The organism is Amycolatopsis sp. Hca4 (assembly GCF_013364075.1).
Lineage (GTDB): Bacteria > Actinomycetota > Actinomycetes > Mycobacteriales > Pseudonocardiaceae > Amycolatopsis.
This window is the reverse complement of sequence record NZ_CP054925.1, coordinates 7697065-7715152: the sequence shown is the minus strand read 5'-3', so window position 1 is coordinate 7715152 and position 18088 is coordinate 7697065. Positions and strand designations below refer to the sequence as shown.

Annotated in this window: 18 protein-coding genes; 8 read left to right on the top strand and 10 right to left on the bottom strand. The window is 69.1% G+C overall.

The window, feature by feature from the left end; all coding sequences use genetic code 11:
* Positions 1 to 18: 18 nt before the first annotated feature.
* The 4 genes from HUT10_RS52305 to HUT10_RS34945 form a co-directional block, all read right to left on the bottom strand.
* Positions 19 to 504: a TIGR02391 family protein gene (locus tag HUT10_RS52305; RefSeq protein WP_176175087.1), complete on the bottom strand. Its 486-nt coding sequence runs from the start codon at positions 502 to 504 to the stop codon at positions 19 to 21.
* Entirely contained in the window at positions 494 to 1180 is a 687-nt protein-coding gene (locus HUT10_RS34955; protein WP_217709665.1) for a DUF5343 domain-containing protein, read from the bottom strand. Before HUT10_RS34955 ends, HUT10_RS52305 begins: the two co-directional genes overlap by 11 nt.
* 718 nt (positions 1181 to 1898) lie before the next feature.
* The gene (locus HUT10_RS34950; protein WP_176175086.1) at positions 1899 to 2954 is read right to left on the bottom strand and encodes an alpha/beta hydrolase; all 1056 of its coding nucleotides are present in this window, start codon (positions 2952 to 2954) and stop codon (positions 1899 to 1901) included.
* Positions 2955 to 3056: 102 nt separating this feature from the next.
* Complete coding sequence (locus HUT10_RS34945) at positions 3057 to 3899, bottom strand: SDR family oxidoreductase (protein ID WP_176175085.1); 843 nt, start codon at positions 3897 to 3899, stop codon at positions 3057 to 3059.
* A 159-nt stretch (positions 3900 to 4058) separates the two neighbouring features.
* Between HUT10_RS34945 and HUT10_RS34940 the strand changes: the two genes are divergently transcribed.
* Positions 4059 to 4937, top strand: a complete 879-nt coding sequence (locus HUT10_RS34940) for a hypothetical protein (RefSeq protein ID WP_176175084.1) — start codon at positions 4059 to 4061, stop codon at positions 4935 to 4937.
* Here the strand turns inward: HUT10_RS34940 and HUT10_RS34935 are convergent.
* A complete protein-coding gene (locus tag HUT10_RS34935) occupies positions 4934 to 5446 on the bottom strand; it encodes a GNAT family N-acetyltransferase (RefSeq protein WP_176175083.1) in 513 nt (170 codons plus the stop codon). The two genes, HUT10_RS34940 and HUT10_RS34935, sit on opposite strands and share 4 nt — an antisense overlap.
* A gap of 9 nt (positions 5447 to 5455) precedes the next feature.
* Positions 5456 to 6220, bottom strand: a complete 765-nt coding sequence (map, locus tag HUT10_RS34930; RefSeq protein WP_176175082.1) for a type I methionyl aminopeptidase — start codon at positions 6218 to 6220, stop codon at positions 5456 to 5458.
* 146 nt (positions 6221 to 6366) lie between these two features.
* Between map and HUT10_RS34925 the strand changes: the two genes are divergently transcribed.
* From HUT10_RS34925 to HUT10_RS34915, 3 genes are read left to right on the top strand one after another with little or no spacing between them, the layout of a single operon-like run.
* Positions 6367 to 6927 (top strand): YbaB/EbfC family nucleoid-associated protein, encoded by a 561-nt coding sequence (locus tag HUT10_RS34925; protein ID WP_254897152.1) that lies wholly within the window; start codon positions 6367 to 6369, stop codon positions 6925 to 6927.
* A gap of 15 nt (positions 6928 to 6942) precedes the next feature.
* Positions 6943 to 7278, top strand: a complete 336-nt coding sequence (locus tag HUT10_RS34920) for a hypothetical protein (protein ID WP_176175081.1) — start codon at positions 6943 to 6945, stop codon at positions 7276 to 7278.
* Complete coding sequence (locus tag HUT10_RS34915) at positions 7275 to 8609, top strand: hypothetical protein (protein WP_176175080.1); 1335 nt, start codon at positions 7275 to 7277, stop codon at positions 8607 to 8609. The genes HUT10_RS34920 and HUT10_RS34915 overlap by 4 nt, the downstream gene beginning before the upstream one ends.
* 43 nt (positions 8610 to 8652) lie before the next feature.
* Here the strand turns inward: HUT10_RS34915 and HUT10_RS34910 are convergent, their stop codons facing one another.
* The 4 genes from HUT10_RS34910 to HUT10_RS34895 all read right to left on the bottom strand — a co-directional run bounded on the left by HUT10_RS34910 (position 8653) and on the right by HUT10_RS34895 (position 14305).
* Positions 8653 to 9807, bottom strand: a complete 1155-nt coding sequence (locus HUT10_RS34910; RefSeq protein WP_176175079.1) for an acyl-CoA dehydrogenase family protein — start codon at positions 9805 to 9807, stop codon at positions 8653 to 8655.
* Complete coding sequence (locus HUT10_RS34905; RefSeq protein WP_176175078.1) at positions 9804 to 11789, bottom strand: biotin carboxylase N-terminal domain-containing protein; 1986 nt, start codon at positions 11787 to 11789, stop codon at positions 9804 to 9806. Before HUT10_RS34905 ends, HUT10_RS34910 begins: the two co-directional genes overlap by 4 nt.
* 5 nt (positions 11790 to 11794) lie before the next feature.
* Positions 11795 to 13408 carry a carboxyl transferase domain-containing protein gene (locus tag HUT10_RS34900; protein ID WP_176175077.1) on the bottom strand — a complete coding sequence of 538 codons (1614 nt, stop codon included), beginning with the start codon at positions 13406 to 13408 and terminating at the stop codon, positions 11795 to 11797.
* A 126-nt stretch (positions 13409 to 13534) separates the two neighbouring features.
* Positions 13535 to 14305 (bottom strand): SGNH/GDSL hydrolase family protein, encoded by a 771-nt coding sequence (locus HUT10_RS34895; RefSeq protein WP_176175076.1) that lies wholly within the window; start codon positions 14303 to 14305, stop codon positions 13535 to 13537.
* Between the two features lie 278 nt (positions 14306 to 14583).
* Between HUT10_RS34895 and HUT10_RS34890 the strand changes: the two genes are divergently transcribed.
* The 4 genes from HUT10_RS34890 to HUT10_RS34875 all read left to right on the top strand — a co-directional run bounded on the left by HUT10_RS34890 (position 14584) and on the right by HUT10_RS34875 (position 18088).
* Positions 14584 to 15051, top strand: a complete 468-nt coding sequence (locus HUT10_RS34890) for a hypothetical protein (protein ID WP_176175075.1) — start codon at positions 14584 to 14586, stop codon at positions 15049 to 15051.
* Positions 15052 to 15245: 194 nt separating this feature from the next.
* On the top strand, positions 15246 to 16856 hold the full coding sequence (locus tag HUT10_RS34885; RefSeq protein WP_176175074.1) for a cellulase family glycosylhydrolase: 1611 nt from the start codon (positions 15246 to 15248) through the stop codon (positions 16854 to 16856).
* Between the two features lie 88 nt (positions 16857 to 16944).
* Positions 16945 to 17535, top strand: coding sequence for a TetR/AcrR family transcriptional regulator (locus HUT10_RS34880; RefSeq protein WP_176175073.1), 591 nt, complete (start codon positions 16945 to 16947; stop codon positions 17533 to 17535).
* A 46-nt stretch (positions 17536 to 17581) separates the two neighbouring features.
* Positions 17582 to 18088: a hypothetical protein gene (locus HUT10_RS34875; RefSeq protein WP_176175072.1), complete on the top strand. Its 507-nt coding sequence runs from the start codon at positions 17582 to 17584 to the stop codon at positions 18086 to 18088.

The window sequence follows — 18088 nt, the reverse complement described above, 5'->3', positions numbered from 1 at the left end:
ATGGCAGTAAACAGAACATCATCGCACGCCAGCAGAATCCAGGCGACGAAGCAGTAACGACGCTAGTCCCAAGTAGTCAAGGCAACTCTCCGGATCATCCACAACGCCCGACTTGTGACCTCGCGGGTTCCGGATTCCCACCACGGTCCCAGCAAAAAGGAACTTGAACCCCTCTTGCTCATTCTGCTCAGTGACCGTCGACAAGGCATTCAATGCAATTGAAGGATTCTTCTCATTGAACGCAGTCATCATGAGACTCTTTCCGTAGTCTGAGGTATTCGCGATCCTTTGCACTTCCTCATCTAGAAACTTAAGCGCCTCAAACGTCGCCTGAGAATAGTGCCCGTTGTCAAATAGCCTGCGCACATCCGCAGGGAGATCGACATGTAGGTTTCGGACTTCAAACGGATGCCCCTCTTCACCCCCACCGGGCAACTCAGAGGCTTCCGTATGCCTATACGCAGACCTGACTACGCGCTCGAAAATCGATATATCACTCGCCATCGATCAGATTCTTCCTAATGCTCTGAAAAATTGCATCGTAAGTTTCCTGATCACCATTGGCTGGCAAGTTTACCTCAATCCTGACCGTGAGCCCCACTCGACTACTCGATCCCGGATCCACAGCAGGCGGCACCGCCGGATCCTGCTTTACAGTGGCACCCTTTTCCGGATTGGATTTATTGCCCTTCTTTCGCGGTACCGCACCACCGTTTCCGGGTTTCGGAGCCCGCTCCCTGGGTTGAATCACTTCTCCATGTCCCGCCAAGGACGCAAGCGCGCTGAAAGTTATAGCCTGCCGCTTGCCAACAACGTCTGACGAGCCATCTGTAGTCCTGAAGTAGGTTACCAGTTGATCGCGACCAGTCTCCCATGCATCCGAGCCGTAAAGGTCGAAGAGGGGCTTATAGGCCGCTTCCACGACCTCCGCGATCTGCTCCGAGAATTTTTCGTCTTCATGCTGCAAGAACGCCTTAGCCTTTTCTTCGACCTTGTTCCCGTTCTCGTCAATTAGCCCAAGGAATCGAAGGATATTGATTACATAACTCTCATTCTTAGGCGCCACACCAAGCCGACGCAGAGTGTCCGCAGTAACCTCCCTTGGAAATTGCTTCCGAAATCTCTCAAAGGTCTTAATCATCGGACCGGCAGACGAAATATAAGGGTAACTACTTGGCACGGCTTCCTCCTATAATCGCGACACTCGATAGATAAATGATTGCCGAACTTGGCTCTATGGAATCAAGGGCGCGCCGCCGGTGGCGGCGCGCCTGTCGCCTACGTAGCCCCTCGCCTTGGCGGCCGCATCCGCTTCCGACACGGCGGGCTGCCGCTCCGCTTCGCCCGCCGGCCGGGCGGTGCGGCCGCCAGCGGGTCACCTGGCGCAGCGCCGCGCGGCGGCACACGGGTCCCCTGAGCCATCCCCGGCCTCCTCGACGAGGTACGAGCACTTGTGCCATTCGGGTCGTTCGTGACTCGATCTCCGTTACGCACCGTCGTAAGAGACCTCCATCCCGACGCCGGATCGTGACAACGGCCGGTAGCACCGCGTCAAGACGGTGAAGCGTGTCTTGACCCGGCACCACCGGCCGCGTGCTGGCTTCGTATCGGGATGCAGGGGTAAGTGTGGCTGGTCCGCCAGGCCGTCTCCAGGCCGTCAGAGGCCAGGGAGAGGCGACAGACGACGAGAACTAACGAGACGTATCTGCGCAGGTCAGGGGCCCCAGACCGGCCTGATCCCCAGGTCGGCCGAATCCCGTTGAGAAATTCTGGACATTTTCGAGGGGACGCAGCAGATTCAGCAGCTGATCGTCGCCCGCCGGGTGCTCGGCAAGACGTCCGCCGAACTCAAGTAAGGCCGCTGGAGGCCGCCCCGGCCCGGGTGGCCTCCAGCTCTTTCACGAAACCTGGTCGTCCAGGAACTCGTCCAGATACCGCCACGTCGTCCCGCGCGCCTTCCGGCCCGTCAAAACCCCCAAGTGACCACCCGGCGCCGTCTTGAAGCGGACCTCTGGGGCCTTGTCCAGCAGCTCCACCACTCGCTCCACCGATGGCCGCGGGGCGATTGTGTCGTTCTCGCCCGCCACCACCAATGTCGGGACCCGGACCGATGACAGGGAGATAATCCGGCCGTTCAGGTCCACCTTGCCCTCCGCCAGGTCGTTCGTGCGGAACAGGCGGTGGTACAGCTGGCCGAACGTCCTTCCCGGGTACGCGTACATGTTGCTCATGAAGTGGTCGACCGCCTCGATCTGGGCCAGGTAGTCGCGGTCGTCGAGATGGGACAAAATGGCCAGGGGCTTGGTGATTTCCTTGCTGATGCCCGTCGCGCGGAACACGCGGCTGACCAAATAGGACGGTGCGCCGCCGAACGCCCGGTAGATCGGGGTCAGCAGGTGGCCGTTCGTGAGGTCCACCAGGGGGCGGAACGGGGCCACGATCGGGATGGCCGTGAAGTCCACCGGCGAGCCGATCGCGGTGATCGACGCGATCGGGAGGTCCGGCTGGTCGGCGTTCACCAGCAGCGAGAAGATCCCGCCCAGCGACCACGACACCAGGTGCACCGGCTGTCCGCCCGCATCGAGACTCACGCGGCGGATCGCGCGCGGGAGCACCTCGTCGATCCAGTGCTCGATGCCCAGACGACGGTCCGAGAACGCCACCATGCCGTAGTCGACCAGGTAGGTGTTGCGGCCGCCGTCGATCAGGTGCTCGATGAGGCTGCAGCCGCGGCGGAGGTCGAAGCAGATCGCCGGGGCCGCCAGCGGGGGCACCAGCAGGATCGGGGGCCCGGACACCGTGCCGCCGCGGTGGGTCATCCGGTACAGCGAGCGGTTGGGCCCCTGGTCGATCAGCACCCGCGGCATCGGGCGCAGGTCGGCGACGCCGCCGTGCAGCACCTTGCCGACCACGTTCGACGCCGCGGCGGCCAGCCGTGCGGGTGGTGAAACCATCGTCCTCGAGCCTCCCAAAGCCGATCCGGAGGCAATCTTGCCGGGCCGGGCGGGCGGAAACAACAGCGCCACCCCCGCCGGCACGTCCAATTCGGACGGTCGCTAGTCCGTCCGAGCTACCCCGGGACCGCTCTCCGCGGCCCGTGCTTCGTACGCCGCACGAGCCGGGGAATGGGCCGCTGAAGCCAAAAGCCGGTCCGCCTTCAACGCTCGAGCCAACGCTTCGCCCGCGCGCCGCGGCAGCAGCCGCGTGAGCTTGCCCATAGTGCCCAGCGAGCGGGGCACGAAGACGTCCAAACGAGGCTTGCGCAGCGCGGATACGATGGCGTCGGCCACATCTTCCGGCCGCACGGACTTGAACATCTTCGCCTCGGCGAGACCGCTCGCGAGCTCCGTCCGCACGACGCCGGGCATCACGCACGAGACGTGCACACCGCTGCCGTGCAGTTCCAGGTGCACCGCCTCGGACAGCCCGACGACGGCGTGCTTGGTGGCGCAGTAGGTCGCCGCGCCCGGGAAGCCGGCCTTGCCCGCGAACGAGGCCACGTTGACGATGTGCCCGGACCGCCGCGGCCGCATCCGCCGCACCGCCTCGCGCGTGCCGTGGATGACGGCGTGCAGGTTGATCTCCAGCTGCCGCCGGGTCGTCGCGTCGCTTTCGGTGTCGAGGTCGCCGAGCGGCATGATGCCGGCGTTGTTGACCAGCACGTCGATCCGGCCGTGGCGGCGCTCGACCTCGTCGAGGAACTCGGTGAACCCCCGGATGTCGGTGACGTCCAGCGGCAGTGCCTCGGCCCCCAGCTCGCCGGCGGTCTTTTCGGCCCGGACCTGGTCGAGGTCGCCGATCACCACCTGCGCGCCGAGGCGGGCGAGTGCCGCCGCGGTCGCCGCACCGATCCCCTGCCCGCCGCCGGTGATGACGACGACCTTGCCCGCGAGGTCCATGGCGACTCCTTCGTCTGTTGGCACCGCGTCAACAGTGTGACCCCTGAGCCGTGACCGCGCTACCCGGACGGGTCGGATTCAGTGGGATTCCCGAAGCGGCGGCCCCTTCGCGGTTCCTAGCCTGGCGATATCCGCCCAAACACCGCAAAGGAGCACAACATGCGCCCGACTCACCTCTTCGCCGCCGCAGCACTGAGCCTCTCGACGTCGGTGGCGGTGCCGGTCGCGGCCGCCGCGACGACGACGTGCACGGCTCCGGCACCGGGCCCGTGGACGGCGGACCCCGGGTCCGCCGCGGCGCCGTCCGGGCCGGGCCGCCCCGCGGCCCCGGCCACCGCCGCGCGGGTGCGCGCCGCCATCCGCAACTTCGTCGCCTGCGTCAACGCCGGTGACCCCGCCAGACCGGACGACCTCGCCGCCAACCCGGCGGCGACGTTGTTCACCGTCCACTTCATCACGACGTTCATGCACCAGGACAGCTACGCGGCCGTGCCCAGGGTGCTGGGCGGCCTGCACATCGACCGGATGCGCACGACCGAGATCATCGCCTACCCGGACGGCAGCTTCAGCACCGAAGGCACCTACCTCGCCTACGGCCACAAGCTCGCCCACGAACGCTGGAACTGGTGGCCGGACCCCGACGGGCACCTGAAGGTCAACAAGCTCGAACCGCTCGCCCCGCCCGTGCCGCCGGACGCGGTCAGCCTCGGCGTCGAGGTCGGCGACTACTACTACCGGCCCGACACCCCGGTCGTCCGCGCACCCGGCGGCAAGGTGGTGCTGCGCTTCCGCCAGTCCGGGGCGCAGCGCCACGAGGCGATCCTGTTCCGCCTTTCCGACGGCGCCACCGCCGCGGACCTCTTCGACGGCAAGCTGACACCGGGCCAGGTCACCACCATCGGGCAGGACAACGGCTCCGACGTGATGTCACTGGTGGCGCTGCGGCCGGGCGTCTACACCCTGATCAGCTTCGAGCCGGGCCCCGACGGCAGGCCGCTCGCCCTGCACGGGCTGACCGCGCAGTTCCGGGTCTGCTAACGCAGGCGCTGCTCCAGCACCTGCCCGACCCACTCGTCGACGGAGAACCGCACCGTCGGCCGGAACCCGCGGCCCTCGTAGTAGCGCTGCAGTTCGCCGTCACCCCCGGCCCAGCAGTCGACGCGCACGAGGTCGATTCCGCGCCGGCGGGCCTCGTCGAGCGCGTACTCGATCAGCCGGCCGCCGACGTGCTTCCCGGTGAACCGGCGGGACGTGATGAGCAGCCGGATGTACAGCTCGCGCTCGTCGACCGCCGGCACGTGCGGGTCGTGGTCTTCCGAGACGATCAGTGCGCCGGCGGGCTCCCCGTCGACCACCGCGATGCGCAGGCCAGGGTCCGCGGCCATCCCCTTCACCCGCTCGATGCGCTTCGGCACCCGGCTCCACGGCTCGGTACCCCACTGCTGCGAACTCCCCCGGGCGACCAGCCACTCGACCGCCTCGTCGAAGAAGCGGAGCAGGAGGTCGGCGTCCCCAGAATCACCCGACCGGATGACGATGTTGTCCATCCCCCCTGTCTACCGCACGGTGAGCACGCGCGGGCCGTCTTCGGTGATGGCGATGGTGTGTTCGACGTGCGCCGCCCGGCTGCCGTCGGCGGTGTGGATCGACCAGCCGTCCTCGGCGTAGCGGTAATCGTCGCCGCCGCGGGTGAGCATCGGCTCGATCGCCAGTGCGAGGCCCGGCTTGAGCCGCATTCCGCGGCCCGCGCGGCCTTCGTTCGGCAGGTGCGGGTCTTCGTGCATCGCGCGGCCGATCCCGTGACCGCCGTGGTCGTCGAGCATGCCGAAACCCGACGCGCGGCCGGCCGCACCGATCGCGTACGAGATGTCCCCCAGCTTCGCCCCCGGCTGGGCGGCCGCGATCCCCGCGGCCAGTGCCCGCTCGGTCGCCTCGATGAGCGCGAGGTCGGCCGGGTCGGCGTCGCCGATGACGAAGCTGATCGCCGCGTCGCCGTTCCAGCCGTCGAGGATCGCGCCGCAGTCGATGCTGAGCAGATCGCCGTCGCGGAGGCGGTACGCCGTCGGGATCCCGTGCACGACGACGTCGTTGACGCTGGCGCACAGGACGTTCGGGTAGGGCGTCGGCGCGGACCGCGGCTGGTAGTGCAGGAAGGACGGCTTGGCGCCGGCCTCGCTGATGACGTGCGCGGCGACGTCGTCCAGTTCGCGCAGGGAGACGCCGATCGCGGCGGCTTCCTTGACCGCGTGCAGGGTGTTCGCCACCACGCGTCCGGCTTCGCGCATCATCGCCAGCTCGGACTCCGTTTTGATCTCGACCATGGCGATAACTATACCGGTATAGTTATCGGTGTCCAGTGCAGCCCACCTGGCGGCGTTCAGCCGTCGGCTCAGTGCGTGTCATCCGCAGTTAAAGCGGCGCTGCTTGACTTGACGCGTTCACGACCTCTCTTGGCGACGAGGACAAATTGACACAGTCAGTGCCCGGCGGCGATCCACTGGCCGCGTTCGGTGCCGAGCTCGCGGAGATCCAGGCGAAAGCCGCGGCAGCGCAGGAAAAACTCCGCTCCGCCGTCGCCACCGTGCGCTCGCCGGACGGCGCGGTCACGGTGACCGTCGGCCCGAGCGGCGTGCTGCAGGAGCTGCGGTTCGGCCCGCGCGCGTACGAGCGTTCCCCGCAATCCCTTTCCGGCCTGGTCATGCAGCTGGTCGGCCGGGCGCAGCAGAAGGTGTCGGCCGAGGTGGCCGACGCGTTCAGCGGCATGGTCGGCGAGAGCTCGGCCGCACGCGAACTGCTGGACGAGTTCCTGCCCGCGCCCGAACCGGAAGACGAACCGCCCGGCAAGAGCGAGGTGTTCATGCCGGAGCAGGAGGCACCGGACCGGGCGCCGCGGCCGCCCGTGCCGCCGCCGCACCGGCGGCCCCCGGCCCCACCGCCGCCGCAACGCCCCCAGCAGCAGCACCCGCAGCCGCGCCGTCCGCCCCGGCCCGCGCCGGACGAGGACGACGGCGAAAGCAACCCCTGGTAGTACGGAGGAGAACCGGTGGTTTCCGGAGCAGGATTCTCGGTCGACCCGGCCGAGCTGCAGAAGTTCAGCCAGTTCCTGTCGGGCACGACGCAGCCGGCGGTGCAGGACGCCGCGAACCGGATGCAGGCGGCCAACGGGTTCGACAACGCCGCCTTCGGCATCCTGCTCGCGCAGGTGCTCGCCGTGCCGTCGCGGATCACGATGGCGGTGATCACCGGGGAAATCGGCAATCTCGCCGGTGACATCGGCAAGTCGGCCGCCGACGTCAAGAAGGCCGCGGAAACCTACGCGACCCACGATTCGAACACGGCACAGGGTTTGAGCACCTTCGAGACGGAGCTGGGCAAGTGACCGTTCCCATCACCGCGTCGAACTCCACCACCGGCGCCGGCGTCTTCGACAGCTGGAAGCAGGTCGGCGACTCGATCGGCAAGGTCCAGACCGAACACGGCGGCGACCTCGCGGCCGTCAGCGTCGAGCTGGGCATCAACGTCATCAGCGCCGTCCTGGACACCGTCGCCTTCGCCATGGACCCGCTGGCGAAGCTGATCGCGGCCGGGCTGGGCTGGCTGATCGAGCACGTGTCGTTCCTGAAGTGGCCGCTGGACCAGGTCGCGGGAAACCCTTCCGAGGTCACCAAAGTCGCCAACGAGCTGCACAAGATCGGCGAAAGCCTGCGCAACACCGGCGAGGAGCTCGACAAGACGCTCCAGGCGACGATCACCCAGTGGCAGGGCAAGGGCTACGACAGCTTCCTGAAGTCGATCAACGACCGGAAGGGCTGGATCGACGCCAACGCCAAGGCGGCCGACGTCGCCGGCTACATGGTCGAGACCACCGGGGCGCTGATCGGCGCGGTCCGCTCGCTGCTGCGCGACATCATCACGACGATCCTCGGCGACATCATCTCCACGATGCTGATCGCGCTCGCGCTGGCCATCCCCACCTTCGGCGCGTCGATCGCCGTCGGGGTGACCAAGTGCGTCGCGACGGTCTCGGTGCAGGTCGCGGCGATGATGGCGAAGCTCGCCAAGGTCGTCGCCTACGCCGGCCGGACGCTGGCCCGCCTCACCGGGCTGTCGAAGCTGGTCAAGGGCAAGCCGGGCTCGTCGTCGAGCGCGGGCCACGAGCTGACGCCGGTGCCGCCGCCGGGCACCGCGATCACCCACGACCGTCCGGGTGGCGGCGCCACTCCCACCACGCGGCCGCCGGGCGACGGCACGACCCCCAACTTCTCGCGGCCGCTGCCGCCGCCGGGCACGGCCGTCACCCACGACAATCCCGGTGGCGGCGCGACTCCCAGCACGCGGCCGCCCGGTGACGGCACCACGCCCAACTTCTCGCGGCCGCTGCCGAAGCCGCCGGAGCCGCCCAAGCCGACGCCGCCGAAGTCGCACCTGAGCGACCACGACATCTCGACCATCAAGAAGCACGAGGACTGGCTGAAGACCAAGTTCGGCGACAGCTACCAGAAGATGAAGTTCGCCGACGACTGGATCAAGAAGAACCACCCGGAGTACTACCCGATGCTCAAGGCGCTTTCGGACGCCAAGAGCTCGAAGAACTTCGTGGGCTGGGCGGGCAAGGACATCGTGCAGGTCGACCGCGGTCTCACCGACATCCAGATGCAGGCGGAAGCGGCCTGGGCGGAGGAAGACAAGAAGCAGCAACAGCCGCAGTAGGCACGAGGGGCACCGCCACGGCGTGGCGGTGCCCCTCGGCCGGTCAGGCCACGCCGAGGTGGCGCGAGATCAGCATCTTCTGGACCTCGCTGGTCCCCTCGCCGATCTCCAGGATCTTGGCGTCGCGGTAGAAGCGGCTGACCGGGAACTCGTTCATGAAGCCGTACCCGCCGAAGATCTGCGTCGCGTCGCGGGCGTTGTCCATCGCCGCGTTGGAGGCCACCAGCTTGGCGATCGACGCCTCCTTCTTGAACGGCTCGCCGCGCAGCATCTTCGACGCCGCCTGGTAGTAGGCCAGGCGCGCGGTGTGCGTGCGGACCTCCATGTCCGCGACCTTGAACTGGATCGCCTGGTACTCGCCGATCCGCTTGCCGAACGCCACCCGGTCCTTGACGTACTTGAGGCATTCGTCGACGCAGCCCTGCGCGAGACCGACCGACAGCGCGGCGATCGCGACCCGGCCTTCGTCCAGGATGGACAGGAACTGCGCGTACCCGCGGCCGCGGACGCCGATCAGGTTCTCCGCGGGCACCCGGACGTCCGAAAAGGACAGTTCGTGGGTGTCCGAGCAGTTCCAGCCGACCTTGGAGTACTTGGGCGCCACGGCGAAGCCCGGTGTGCCGGACGGGATGAGGATCGCCGAGATCTCCTTGCGGCCGTTCTCCATCACGTCGGTGACCGCGGTGGCCGTGACGAACCGGGTGATGTCCGTGCCCGAGTTCGTGATGAACGCCTTGCTGCCGTTGACGATCCACTCGTCACCGTCCAGCGAGGCGCGGGTGCGCGTGGCGCCGGCGTCCGAGCCGCCGCCCGGTTCGGTCAGGCCGAAGCCGCCCAATGCCGTTCCCGCGCACAGGTCGGGGAGCCACTTCTCCTTCTGCTCCTGGTTGCCGAAGCGGTAGATCGGCATCGCGCCGAGGGAAACGCCGGCTTCCAGCGTAATCGCGACCGACGAGTCGACGCGGGCCAGTTCCTCCAGGGCCAGGCACAGCGCGAAGTAGTCGCCGCCCATGCCGCCGAACTCCTCGGGGAACGGCAGGCCGAACAGGCCCATCTCGCCCATCTTCGCGACGATCGCGTACGGGAACTCTTCCTTCTCGTACAGGTCGCCGATCACCGGCGCGACTTCGGCGTGCGCGAAGTCCTCGACGGTCTTGCGGAGGGACTCGTACTCCTCGTCCAGGCGGAAGTCGATCACGGCTGCTCCTCTTGGGGGCTTACGACGGCTAGGGTTTCGTCCAGCGCGACCTGTTGGCCGGCCCGGACGGGGAGTTCGCTGACCACGCCGTCGATCGGCGCGGTGACCGTGTGCTCCATCTTCATCGCTTCGACGACCAGCAACGGCGTTCCGGCCTTCACGACGTCACCGGCCGCGACCTTGACCACGAGCACCGTGCCCGGCATCGGGCTGGTGACCGGCCCGGCCCCGGCGGCCTCGCCGCGGGACGAGAGCACGAACTCCTGCTCCCCGAAGGGAAACCCGAGGCCGTCGCGGGCCAGCCAGACCGTCCGGTCCGGACCGCAGGCCTGCCGGTAGCGGTGGAACCCGCCCGCGTGCCGGACCTCCAGGACGTCGCCGTCCCGCCGGGCCGACACGTGCACCGGCGCGGCGTCGTCGACGAACACCGTCGCCGCGGCGGGCGTGCCCTGCACCCGGACCACCGCGCGGGCGGTGCCGGACTTCAGCCGGAACGTCACCCCGCCGGAGCCACCCATCCGCCAGCCGTCCGGCACGTCCCACGGGTCCACGACGGGCCCGGACGGCTGTAGCTCCAGGAACCGGTCCAGGGCGGCCGCGACGAAGAACTCCGCGGGCACGTCCGAAGAGACCAAAGTGGACAGGGAGCGGTCCACCAGCTCGGTGTCGAGCTTGCCCGCGCGGACGTCAGGGTCGGCCAGCAGCCCGCGCAGGAACGCGGTGTTCGTGCCGATGCCCAGCAGCGCCGTGTCGGCCAAGGCCAGGTCGAGCCGGTGCAGCGCGGCCGCGCGGTCCGGGCCCCAGGCGATGACCTTGGCCAGCATCGGGTCGTAGTTCGAGCCGACCACCGCGCCCGGCGTCATCCACGAGTCGACGCGGACGCCGTCGCCGGCCGGCTCGTGCACCGCCAGCACCGTCCCGCCGGTCGGGATGAACCCGCGCGCCGGGTCCTCGGCGTAAACGCGCGCCTCGACGGCGTGGCCGTTCAACACCACGTCGTCCTGCGCCACGGTGAGGTGCTCCCCGGCCGCGACCCGGACCTGCCACTCGACCAGGTCGAGTCCGGTGACCAGCTCGGTGACCGGGTGCTCGACCTGCAGCCGGGTGTTCATCTCCATGAAGAAGAACTCGTCCGGGTTCTTCGCCGACATGATGAACTCGACGGTCCCGGCGCCGACGTACCCGACCGAACGCGCGGCCTCGACCGCCGCCGAGCCCATATTCTCGCGGGTTTTCTCGTCGAGCAGCACCGACGGCGCTTCCTCGATGATCTTCTGGTGCCGCCGCTGCAGGCTGCACTCGCGCTCGCCGAGGTGGATGACGTTGCCGTGCCGGTCGGCCATGACCTGGATCTCGATGTGCCGCGGGGTCGTGACGAACCGCTCCACCAGCAAGGTGTCGTCACCGAAGGACCCCTTGGCCTCCCGCCGCGCCGACTCGATCGCCGCGTCCAGTTCCTCGGGGGCGTGCACCAGCCGCATCCCCTTGCCGCCACCGCCCGCGGAGGGCTTGAGCAGCAGCGGGTAGCCGACCTTCGCCGCCGCGTCGGCGAACCCGCCGGGCGGGATGTCCACATCGGACGCACCGGGCACGACCGGCACCCCGGCCTTGGACACGGTGGCCTTGGCGCGGATCTTGTCGCCCATGGCGTCGATCGCCGCGACCGGCGGGCCGATGAAGACCAGCCCGGCCTCTTCGCAGGCGCGCGCGAACTCGGCGTTCTCGGCCAGGAAGCCGTAACCCGGGTGCACCGCCTGTGCACCGGAGGACACTGCGGCGTCCACAATGGCCGAAATGTTCAGGTAACTGCGCGCGGCCTCCGCCGGGCCGATGCGCACGGCCGTGTGCGCCTCCCGGACGTGCCGCGCGTCGGCGTCCGCGTCGCTGTACACGGCGACCGCGCGGATGCCCAGCGCCCGCAGCGTGCGGATGACCCGGACCGCGATCTCGCCCCGGTTCGCGACCAACACTGAGTCGAACATGCCCCTCACATCCGGAAGACGCCGTAGTTGACCTCGGCCAGCGGCGCGTTGGCCGCGGCCGAGAGGGCGAGGCCGAGCACCGTGCGGGTGTCGGCCGGGTCGATCACGCCGTCGTCCCACAGCCGCGCGGTCGAGTAGTACGGGCTGCCCTGGGCCTCGTACTGCTCGCGGATCGGGTCCTTGAACGCCTCTTCGTCCTCTGTGGACCATTCGCCGCCGCGGGCTTCGATCGAGTCGCGGCGGACCGTCGACAGCACCGACGCCGCCTGCTCGCCGCCCATCACCGAGATCCGAGCGTTCGGCCACATCCAGAGGAACCTCGGCGAGTACGCCCGGCCGCACATCGAGTAGTTGCCGGCCCCGAACGAGCCGCCGATCACGACGGTCAGCTTCGGCACCCGCGCGCACGCCACCGCGGTGACCATCTTCGCGCCGTGCTTGGCGATGCCGCCGGCCTCGTACGCCCGCCCGACCATGAAGCCGGTGATGTTCTGCAGGAACAGCAGCGGGATCGAGCGCTTGTCGCACAGCTCGATGAAGTGCGCGCCCTTCATCGCCGACTCCGCGAACAGCACGCCGTTGTTCGCGACGATGCCGACCGGGTGGCCGTGGATCCGGGCGAACCCGGTGACCAGCGTCGCGCCGTACTCCTTCTTGAACTCGCCGAACCGGCTGCCGTCGACGATCCGGGCGATCACCTCGCGCACGTCGTAGGGCACGCGCGGGTCGGTCGGCACGACACCGTACAGCTCGGCCGGGTCGACCGCGGGGGCCTCGGTCGGCAGGACGTCCCAGGGACGCGGCGCGCGCGGGCCGAGCGTCGAGACGATGGACCGGACGATCCGCAGCGCGTGCGCGTCGTCGTCGGCCAGGTGGTCGGTGACGCCGGACTGGCGCGCGTGGACGTCACCGCCGCCGAGTTCTTCGGCCGTGACGACCTCGCCGGTCGCCGCCTTCACCAGCGGCGGGCCGCCGAGGAAGATCGTGCCCTGGTTCCGGACGATGACGGCCTCGTCGCTCATCGCCGGGACGTAGGCGCCGCCGGCGGTGCAGGAGCCGAGCACGGCGGCGATCTGCGGGATGCCGCGCGCGGACATCGTCGCCTGGTTGTAGAAGATCCGGCCGAAGTGTTCACGATCCGGGAAGACCTCGTCCTGCCGAGGCAGGAACGCTCCGCCGGAGTCCACCAGGTAGACGCACGGCAGGTTGTTGTGGAGGGCGACCTCCTGGGCGCGCAGGTGCTTCTTCACCGTCATCGGGTAGTACGTGCCGCCCTTGACGGTGGCGTCGTTGGCGACGACCACGCACTCCCGGCCCGAAACCCGCCCGACGCCGGTGATGATGCCCGCCGACGGCGCTTCGTCGTCGTACAGCCCGTTCGCGGCCAGCGGGGACAGCTCGAGGAACGGCGACCCCGGGTCGAGCAGCGTGTCGACGCGGTCGCGCGGCAGCAGCTTGCCGCGCTCGACGTGCCGGGTGCGGGCCTTCTCGGGGCCGCCCGGCCGGGTGGCGGCCAAACGTTTGCGGAGGTCTTCCACCAGCTCCGCGTGGGAAGTGGCATTGCGGGCGTAGGCCTCGCTGTCCGGGGCAGCCGTAGTCCCCAGTGCCGGCGTGTCCATGGGCTCCCTCGAAGTTAGCGGTCGTTAACCTCCGCCTCGATGTTAGCGACCGCTAACGTGGGTGTCCAGTCGCCGGAACGCGCGAACGGCCACCCCGGCGGACCGGGGTGGCCGTCACGGGTGCGCTCAGCCGATCGCCGCCCGCAGCGGGGCGTAGTAGCCGCCCGACTGCCCGGCGACGGTCGGGTGGTAGGACTCGATCACCGGCCAGGTCAGGCTGTGCAGGTAGTCGTCGGCCGACGAGCAGATGTTGTGCCCGACGAACGACGGCCGGACGTCGACGAAGGTCGCGCCCGCCGAGCCCGCCCGCGACTGGATCACCGACGCGAGCGCGTCCGCGCCGGAGTTGATCGCGGACCGTTTGGTGTCACTCAGCCCGACCCAGCAGGAGCCGGGCACGGTGTAGAAGCGCGGGTAGGACAGGACGACGAGCTGGGCGCCCGGCGCCTTGGCCTTGATCGCGTTGTAGGTGTTGGTCAACAGCGGCGGCAGCGTGTTGTTCACGTAAGTCTTGGCCGTGTTGACGCGGTTCACGCAGTCGGAGTCACTGCCCAGGGTGCAGGTGGTGATCACGTCGCTGAACCCGGCGTCGTTCCCGCCGACGGTCACCGTGACGAGCGTGGCCGACGAGGGGATCGAGTTCGCCTGGTTGATCACGTCCCCGGTCTTCGCGCCGGAGCAGGCGAGGAACGTGAAAGAGGTTCCGCTGTGGGCGTTGGCCCACAGCTGCGGATAGGCCTTGGAGCTGCGGTAACAGCTTCCGGAACTGCCGTAGCTGCCGGCCCCGACCCCGGAGGAGTAGGAGTCGCCGAGCGCGGCGTAGACGGTCCCGGCGGCTTGGGCGAGGCCCGTGACGCCGAGAGATGCAAGGACAACGGCCCCCAGGGCCGTGCTCAACCGTAGAAGGGATCGCCTGAAGTTACGGGTGGGAACAGCCATGGGTCACTCCTTTGTGACAGGGCCGACCCGAATAGGACAGCAGGTGGAGGGCTGACAAGGAACCCCTAGTTACCGGTAGGTACCCACTCGGCCCACACCGGAAGTGTGAAATGTCAGCGGTTGGTCAGCGGGCGTTCGGGTGAACGGGCCGCTTGCGGCTCAACCGCCGGCCCGCGCGGCGCAATTCCTCAGGGAAGCCCCGGAGCCGACCGGGGCTCGACGAGAGGGGAACTCCGATGACGGTCGCACGCAAGGCCCTCGCCGGTCTGACCACCATCGCCGCGGGCCTGGGACTGGCCCTGGCGACCACGGGCACCGCCGCGGCCGCGGACAGCGGTTCGTGGCACGCCTACGGCAACACCAACCCGATCACCTCCAGCCCCGCCACGTGGCACTGCGCCGGCTCGAAGGCGATCGCCACCAACGTGCTCGCCCAGGTCTGCGCGATCAGGTCCGTGGGCGGGGGCGCCGTGCAGGGCGCGGTGATCGTGCGCAACAACCAGTCCGGTCTCTTCTCCGTGAGCGCGCGGATGGACCTCTACACCTCGGCGGGGACCGGCCTCGGCATCTGGACCTGTGCGTCGTCGGGGGTCGCGGCGAACTCGTGGTCGGTGTGCTTCGGGCAGACGCTCGCCCAAAGCGGCGCGGTGAACTCGATGGGCATCGCCAAGGGCGTCAACCTGGGCACGTCACCGAACGTGTGACGGACTGCCGCGCCGTCCGCGGCACCCGCGGACGGCGCGGCGGCGGCGATCGCCACGGCCGGTCGCGAACGTCTCGGCGGCCGGCCGTGCCGATGGCGAAACGGGTTCGCCCGGCGCCCTTGAACAGGGGGTCCGCGGTCGCTAACCTCGTCTGGGAGCGCTCCCAGAACGACGTTCCGCTCAAAGGAGAGCAGATGACGCAGCTGAGAAAGGCGTTCGGCCTGCTGGCCGCGGCCGTGGTGGCCGCGAGCGGGCTGGTCACCTTCGGCGCGACCGGCCAGGTTGCGGCGGCCGCCGGCGGTACGGGCACCGGGTACCTGCACACCAGCGGCAACAAGATCCTGGACAGCACGGGCGCGACCGTCCGGCTGACCGGCATCAACTGGTTCGGGATGGAGACCGACAACAAGACCTTCCACGGCCTGTGGTCCAGCCGCACCTGGCGCCAGCAGCTCGACCAGATGGCGCAGCTGGGCTACAACACCCTGCGCGTGCCGTTCTCCGACGACGCGCTGAAACCCGGCGCCACGGCCACCGGGATCAACGACTACACCAACCCCGACCTGATCGGGCTCTCGCCGCTGCAGATCCTGGACAAGGTGATCGGCTACGCGGGGACGAAGGGGATGCGCGTCATCCTCGACCGGCACCGGCCGACCAGCGCGGGGCAGACCGCGCTCTGGTACACCGCCGGCGTCCCGGAAAGCACCTGGATCAACGACTGGAAGACCCTCGCCCAGCACTACGCGGGCAACACCACGGTCATCGGCGCGGACCTGCACAACGAGCCGCACGCCGAGGGCACCAACCCGGCCGCGACCGGCGCGTGCTGGGGCTGCGGCGACACCGCCCGCGACTGGCGGCTGGCCGCCGAACGCGCCGGCAACGCGATCCTGGGCGTGCAGCCGAACTGGCTGATCTTCGTCGAGGGCGTGAGCTGCCCCAGCGGCGGGCTGTCGAACGTGTGGGACGGCGACCCGTCCAACGACGAGGACTGCGGCTGGTGGGGCGGGAACCTGTCGAAGGCGGGCGAGTTCCCGGTCCGCCTGTCCGTGCCCGGGCGGCTGGTGTACTCCCCGCACGAGTACGCCACCTCGGTCTACAACCAGCCGTGGTTCAGCGCTCCCGACTACCCGGCGAACCTGACCGCGATCTGGGACCACTACTGGGGTTACCTCTACAAGCAGAACATCGCGCCCCTGATGATGGGCGAGTTCGGCACCACGCTGGCGAACCCGGTCGACAAGGTGTGGCTGGAAAAGCTGATGGCCTACACCGGGACGGGCGTCAACGGCATCTCGTTCACCTACTGGTCGTGGAACCCCAACTCCGGGGACACCGGCGGCATCCTCAACGACGACTGGACCACGGTCAACCAGGCGAAGCAGAGCATCCTCCAGCCCTACCTCATCCCGCCAGCCGGCGGCGGCCCCGACCCGACGACGACCACCCCGGCCACCACCCCGACGACCCCGACGACCGGTGGCGGCACCGGCGGGTGCACGACGGCGTGGAAACTGGACAATTCCTGGCAGGGCGGCTTCCAGGGCTCGCTGACCGTCACCAACACCGCGACGACCGCCGTCAACCCGTGGACCGTCGTGTTCACCCTGCCCGCCGGCGCCACCGTCGCCAGCGGCTGGAACGGCACCTTCACCCAGTCGGGGACCACGGTGACCGTGAGCGCGCCGTCCTACAGCCCGTCACTGGGCGCCGGGGCGGCGGTGTCGCTCGGCTTCACCGCCAACGGCCCGTCGGGCGCACCTTCGGCCGTCAAGCTGGGCGCGGCGGCCTGCACCACGTGACCGGCCCCGGCTGCGGTGCCACCAGGGCACCGCAGCCGGGGACGCGGTGACGTTAGCGCTCGCTAACCTGCCGCTCTAAACTGACCGGATGCCGGCCAACCCCACCCCTCTCGTGAACGGCGAGAAGGCGAGCAGGCGCGAACAGATCCTGTCCGCGGCCGCCGAGCTGTTCGCCCACCACGGCTTCCACGGTGTCGGCATCGACGACATCGGGGCGGCGGTCGGGATCTCCGGGCCGGGGCTCTACCGGCACTTCCGCAGCAAGGACGCGATCCTCGGCGAGATGCTGAACTCGATCAGCCGCTACCTGCTCGACGGCGGCACCGAGCGGGCCGGCCGGCCGGGTGCGCCCGACGACACGCTGACCGGCCTGGTGCGGTTCCACGTCGACTTCGCGCTCGCGCACCCGGCGTTGATCACCGTTCAGGAGCGCAACCTCGCGAACCTCACCGACGCCGACCGCAAGCAGGTGCGCGCGCTGCAGCGGCAGTACGTCGAGGTGTGGGTGCGGGCGATCCGCGAAGCCGTCCCGGACCTGGGGGAACGGCAGGCCCGGTCGGCGGCACACGCCGTGTTCGGACTGATCAACTCGACCCCGTACAACCGCCATCTCGGTGACGACGAGCTCGCCGAACTGCTCTGCCGGCTTGCGCTGGGTGCTCTTCGCGCGGCCGGATGACCATCAGGGGATCAAGGTATCCCCACGGGCGCCGTCGTGGTGTTTGATGGGGCACGTGGACCCGGATTGGAGCGAGCAGGAGCGACGGCTCGTCGAGAAGGCTCAGCGCGCGTTGACCGCGCTGAGCCTCGGTGACGACGCCGAAGCACTGGGCGAGGTCGCACCGTCGGCCGCCGAGCCGCAGGCCCGCGCGGACGAGACGAAGGCCCTCATGCTGCTGCTCTTCGGCGAGTGCAGCGCGATGGTCGCCACCCTCGGCGACGGCGGCAGCGCCCCGGTGAAGGTCCAGGTGTTCGACGAGGACGGCGAAGAGGTCTCGATCGACCAGGCCGACCCACCCGTGCGGACCGCCGTCCGGACGCTGCTCGCGGAGGTCCACGGCAACACCGAGGCCGCGCAGGAGCAGGTCGAGATCGCCCTCGCCAACGCAGCCCCGGACGAGGTCGACAGCCTCGTCCTGCAGGCGCTGCGCTGGACCATCCGGCTGTCGGTGGAGTGCCTGGACCGCGACCTGCCGGTGGCACCCTGGATCTCCGAGGCCGTCTCCGACTAG

Coding starts and splice junctions, on each gene's coding strand:
- map (WP_176175082.1), bottom strand. CDS start 6,220: ATGGTCGAGATCAAAACGGAGTCCGAGCTGGCGATGATGCGCGAAGCC.
- HUT10_RS34900 (WP_176175077.1), bottom strand. CDS start 13,408: ATGGACACGCCGGCACTGGGGACTACGGCTGCCCCGGACAGCGAGGCC.
- HUT10_RS34935 (WP_176175083.1), bottom strand. CDS start 5,446: ATGGACAACATCGTCATCCGGTCGGGTGATTCTGGGGACGCCGACCTC.
- HUT10_RS34880 (WP_176175073.1), top strand. CDS start 16,945: ATGCCGGCCAACCCCACCCCTCTCGTGAACGGCGAGAAGGCGAGCAGG.
- HUT10_RS34945 (WP_176175085.1), bottom strand. CDS start 3,899: ATGGACCTCGCGGGCAAGGTCGTCGTCATCACCGGCGGCGGGCAGGGG.
- HUT10_RS34890 (WP_176175075.1), top strand. CDS start 14,584: ATGACGGTCGCACGCAAGGCCCTCGCCGGTCTGACCACCATCGCCGCG.
- HUT10_RS34940 (WP_176175084.1), top strand. CDS start 4,059: ATGCGCCCGACTCACCTCTTCGCCGCCGCAGCACTGAGCCTCTCGACG.
- HUT10_RS34950 (WP_176175086.1), bottom strand. CDS start 2,954: ATGGTTTCACCACCCGCACGGCTGGCCGCCGCGGCGTCGAACGTGGTC.
- HUT10_RS52305 (WP_176175087.1), bottom strand. CDS start 504: ATGGCGAGTGATATATCGATTTTCGAGCGCGTAGTCAGGTCTGCGTAT.
- HUT10_RS34885 (WP_176175074.1), top strand. CDS start 15,246: ATGACGCAGCTGAGAAAGGCGTTCGGCCTGCTGGCCGCGGCCGTGGTG.
- HUT10_RS34875 (WP_176175072.1), top strand. CDS start 17,582: ATGGGGCACGTGGACCCGGATTGGAGCGAGCAGGAGCGACGGCTCGTC.
- HUT10_RS34905 (WP_176175078.1), bottom strand. CDS start 11,789: ATGTTCGACTCAGTGTTGGTCGCGAACCGGGGCGAGATCGCGGTCCGG.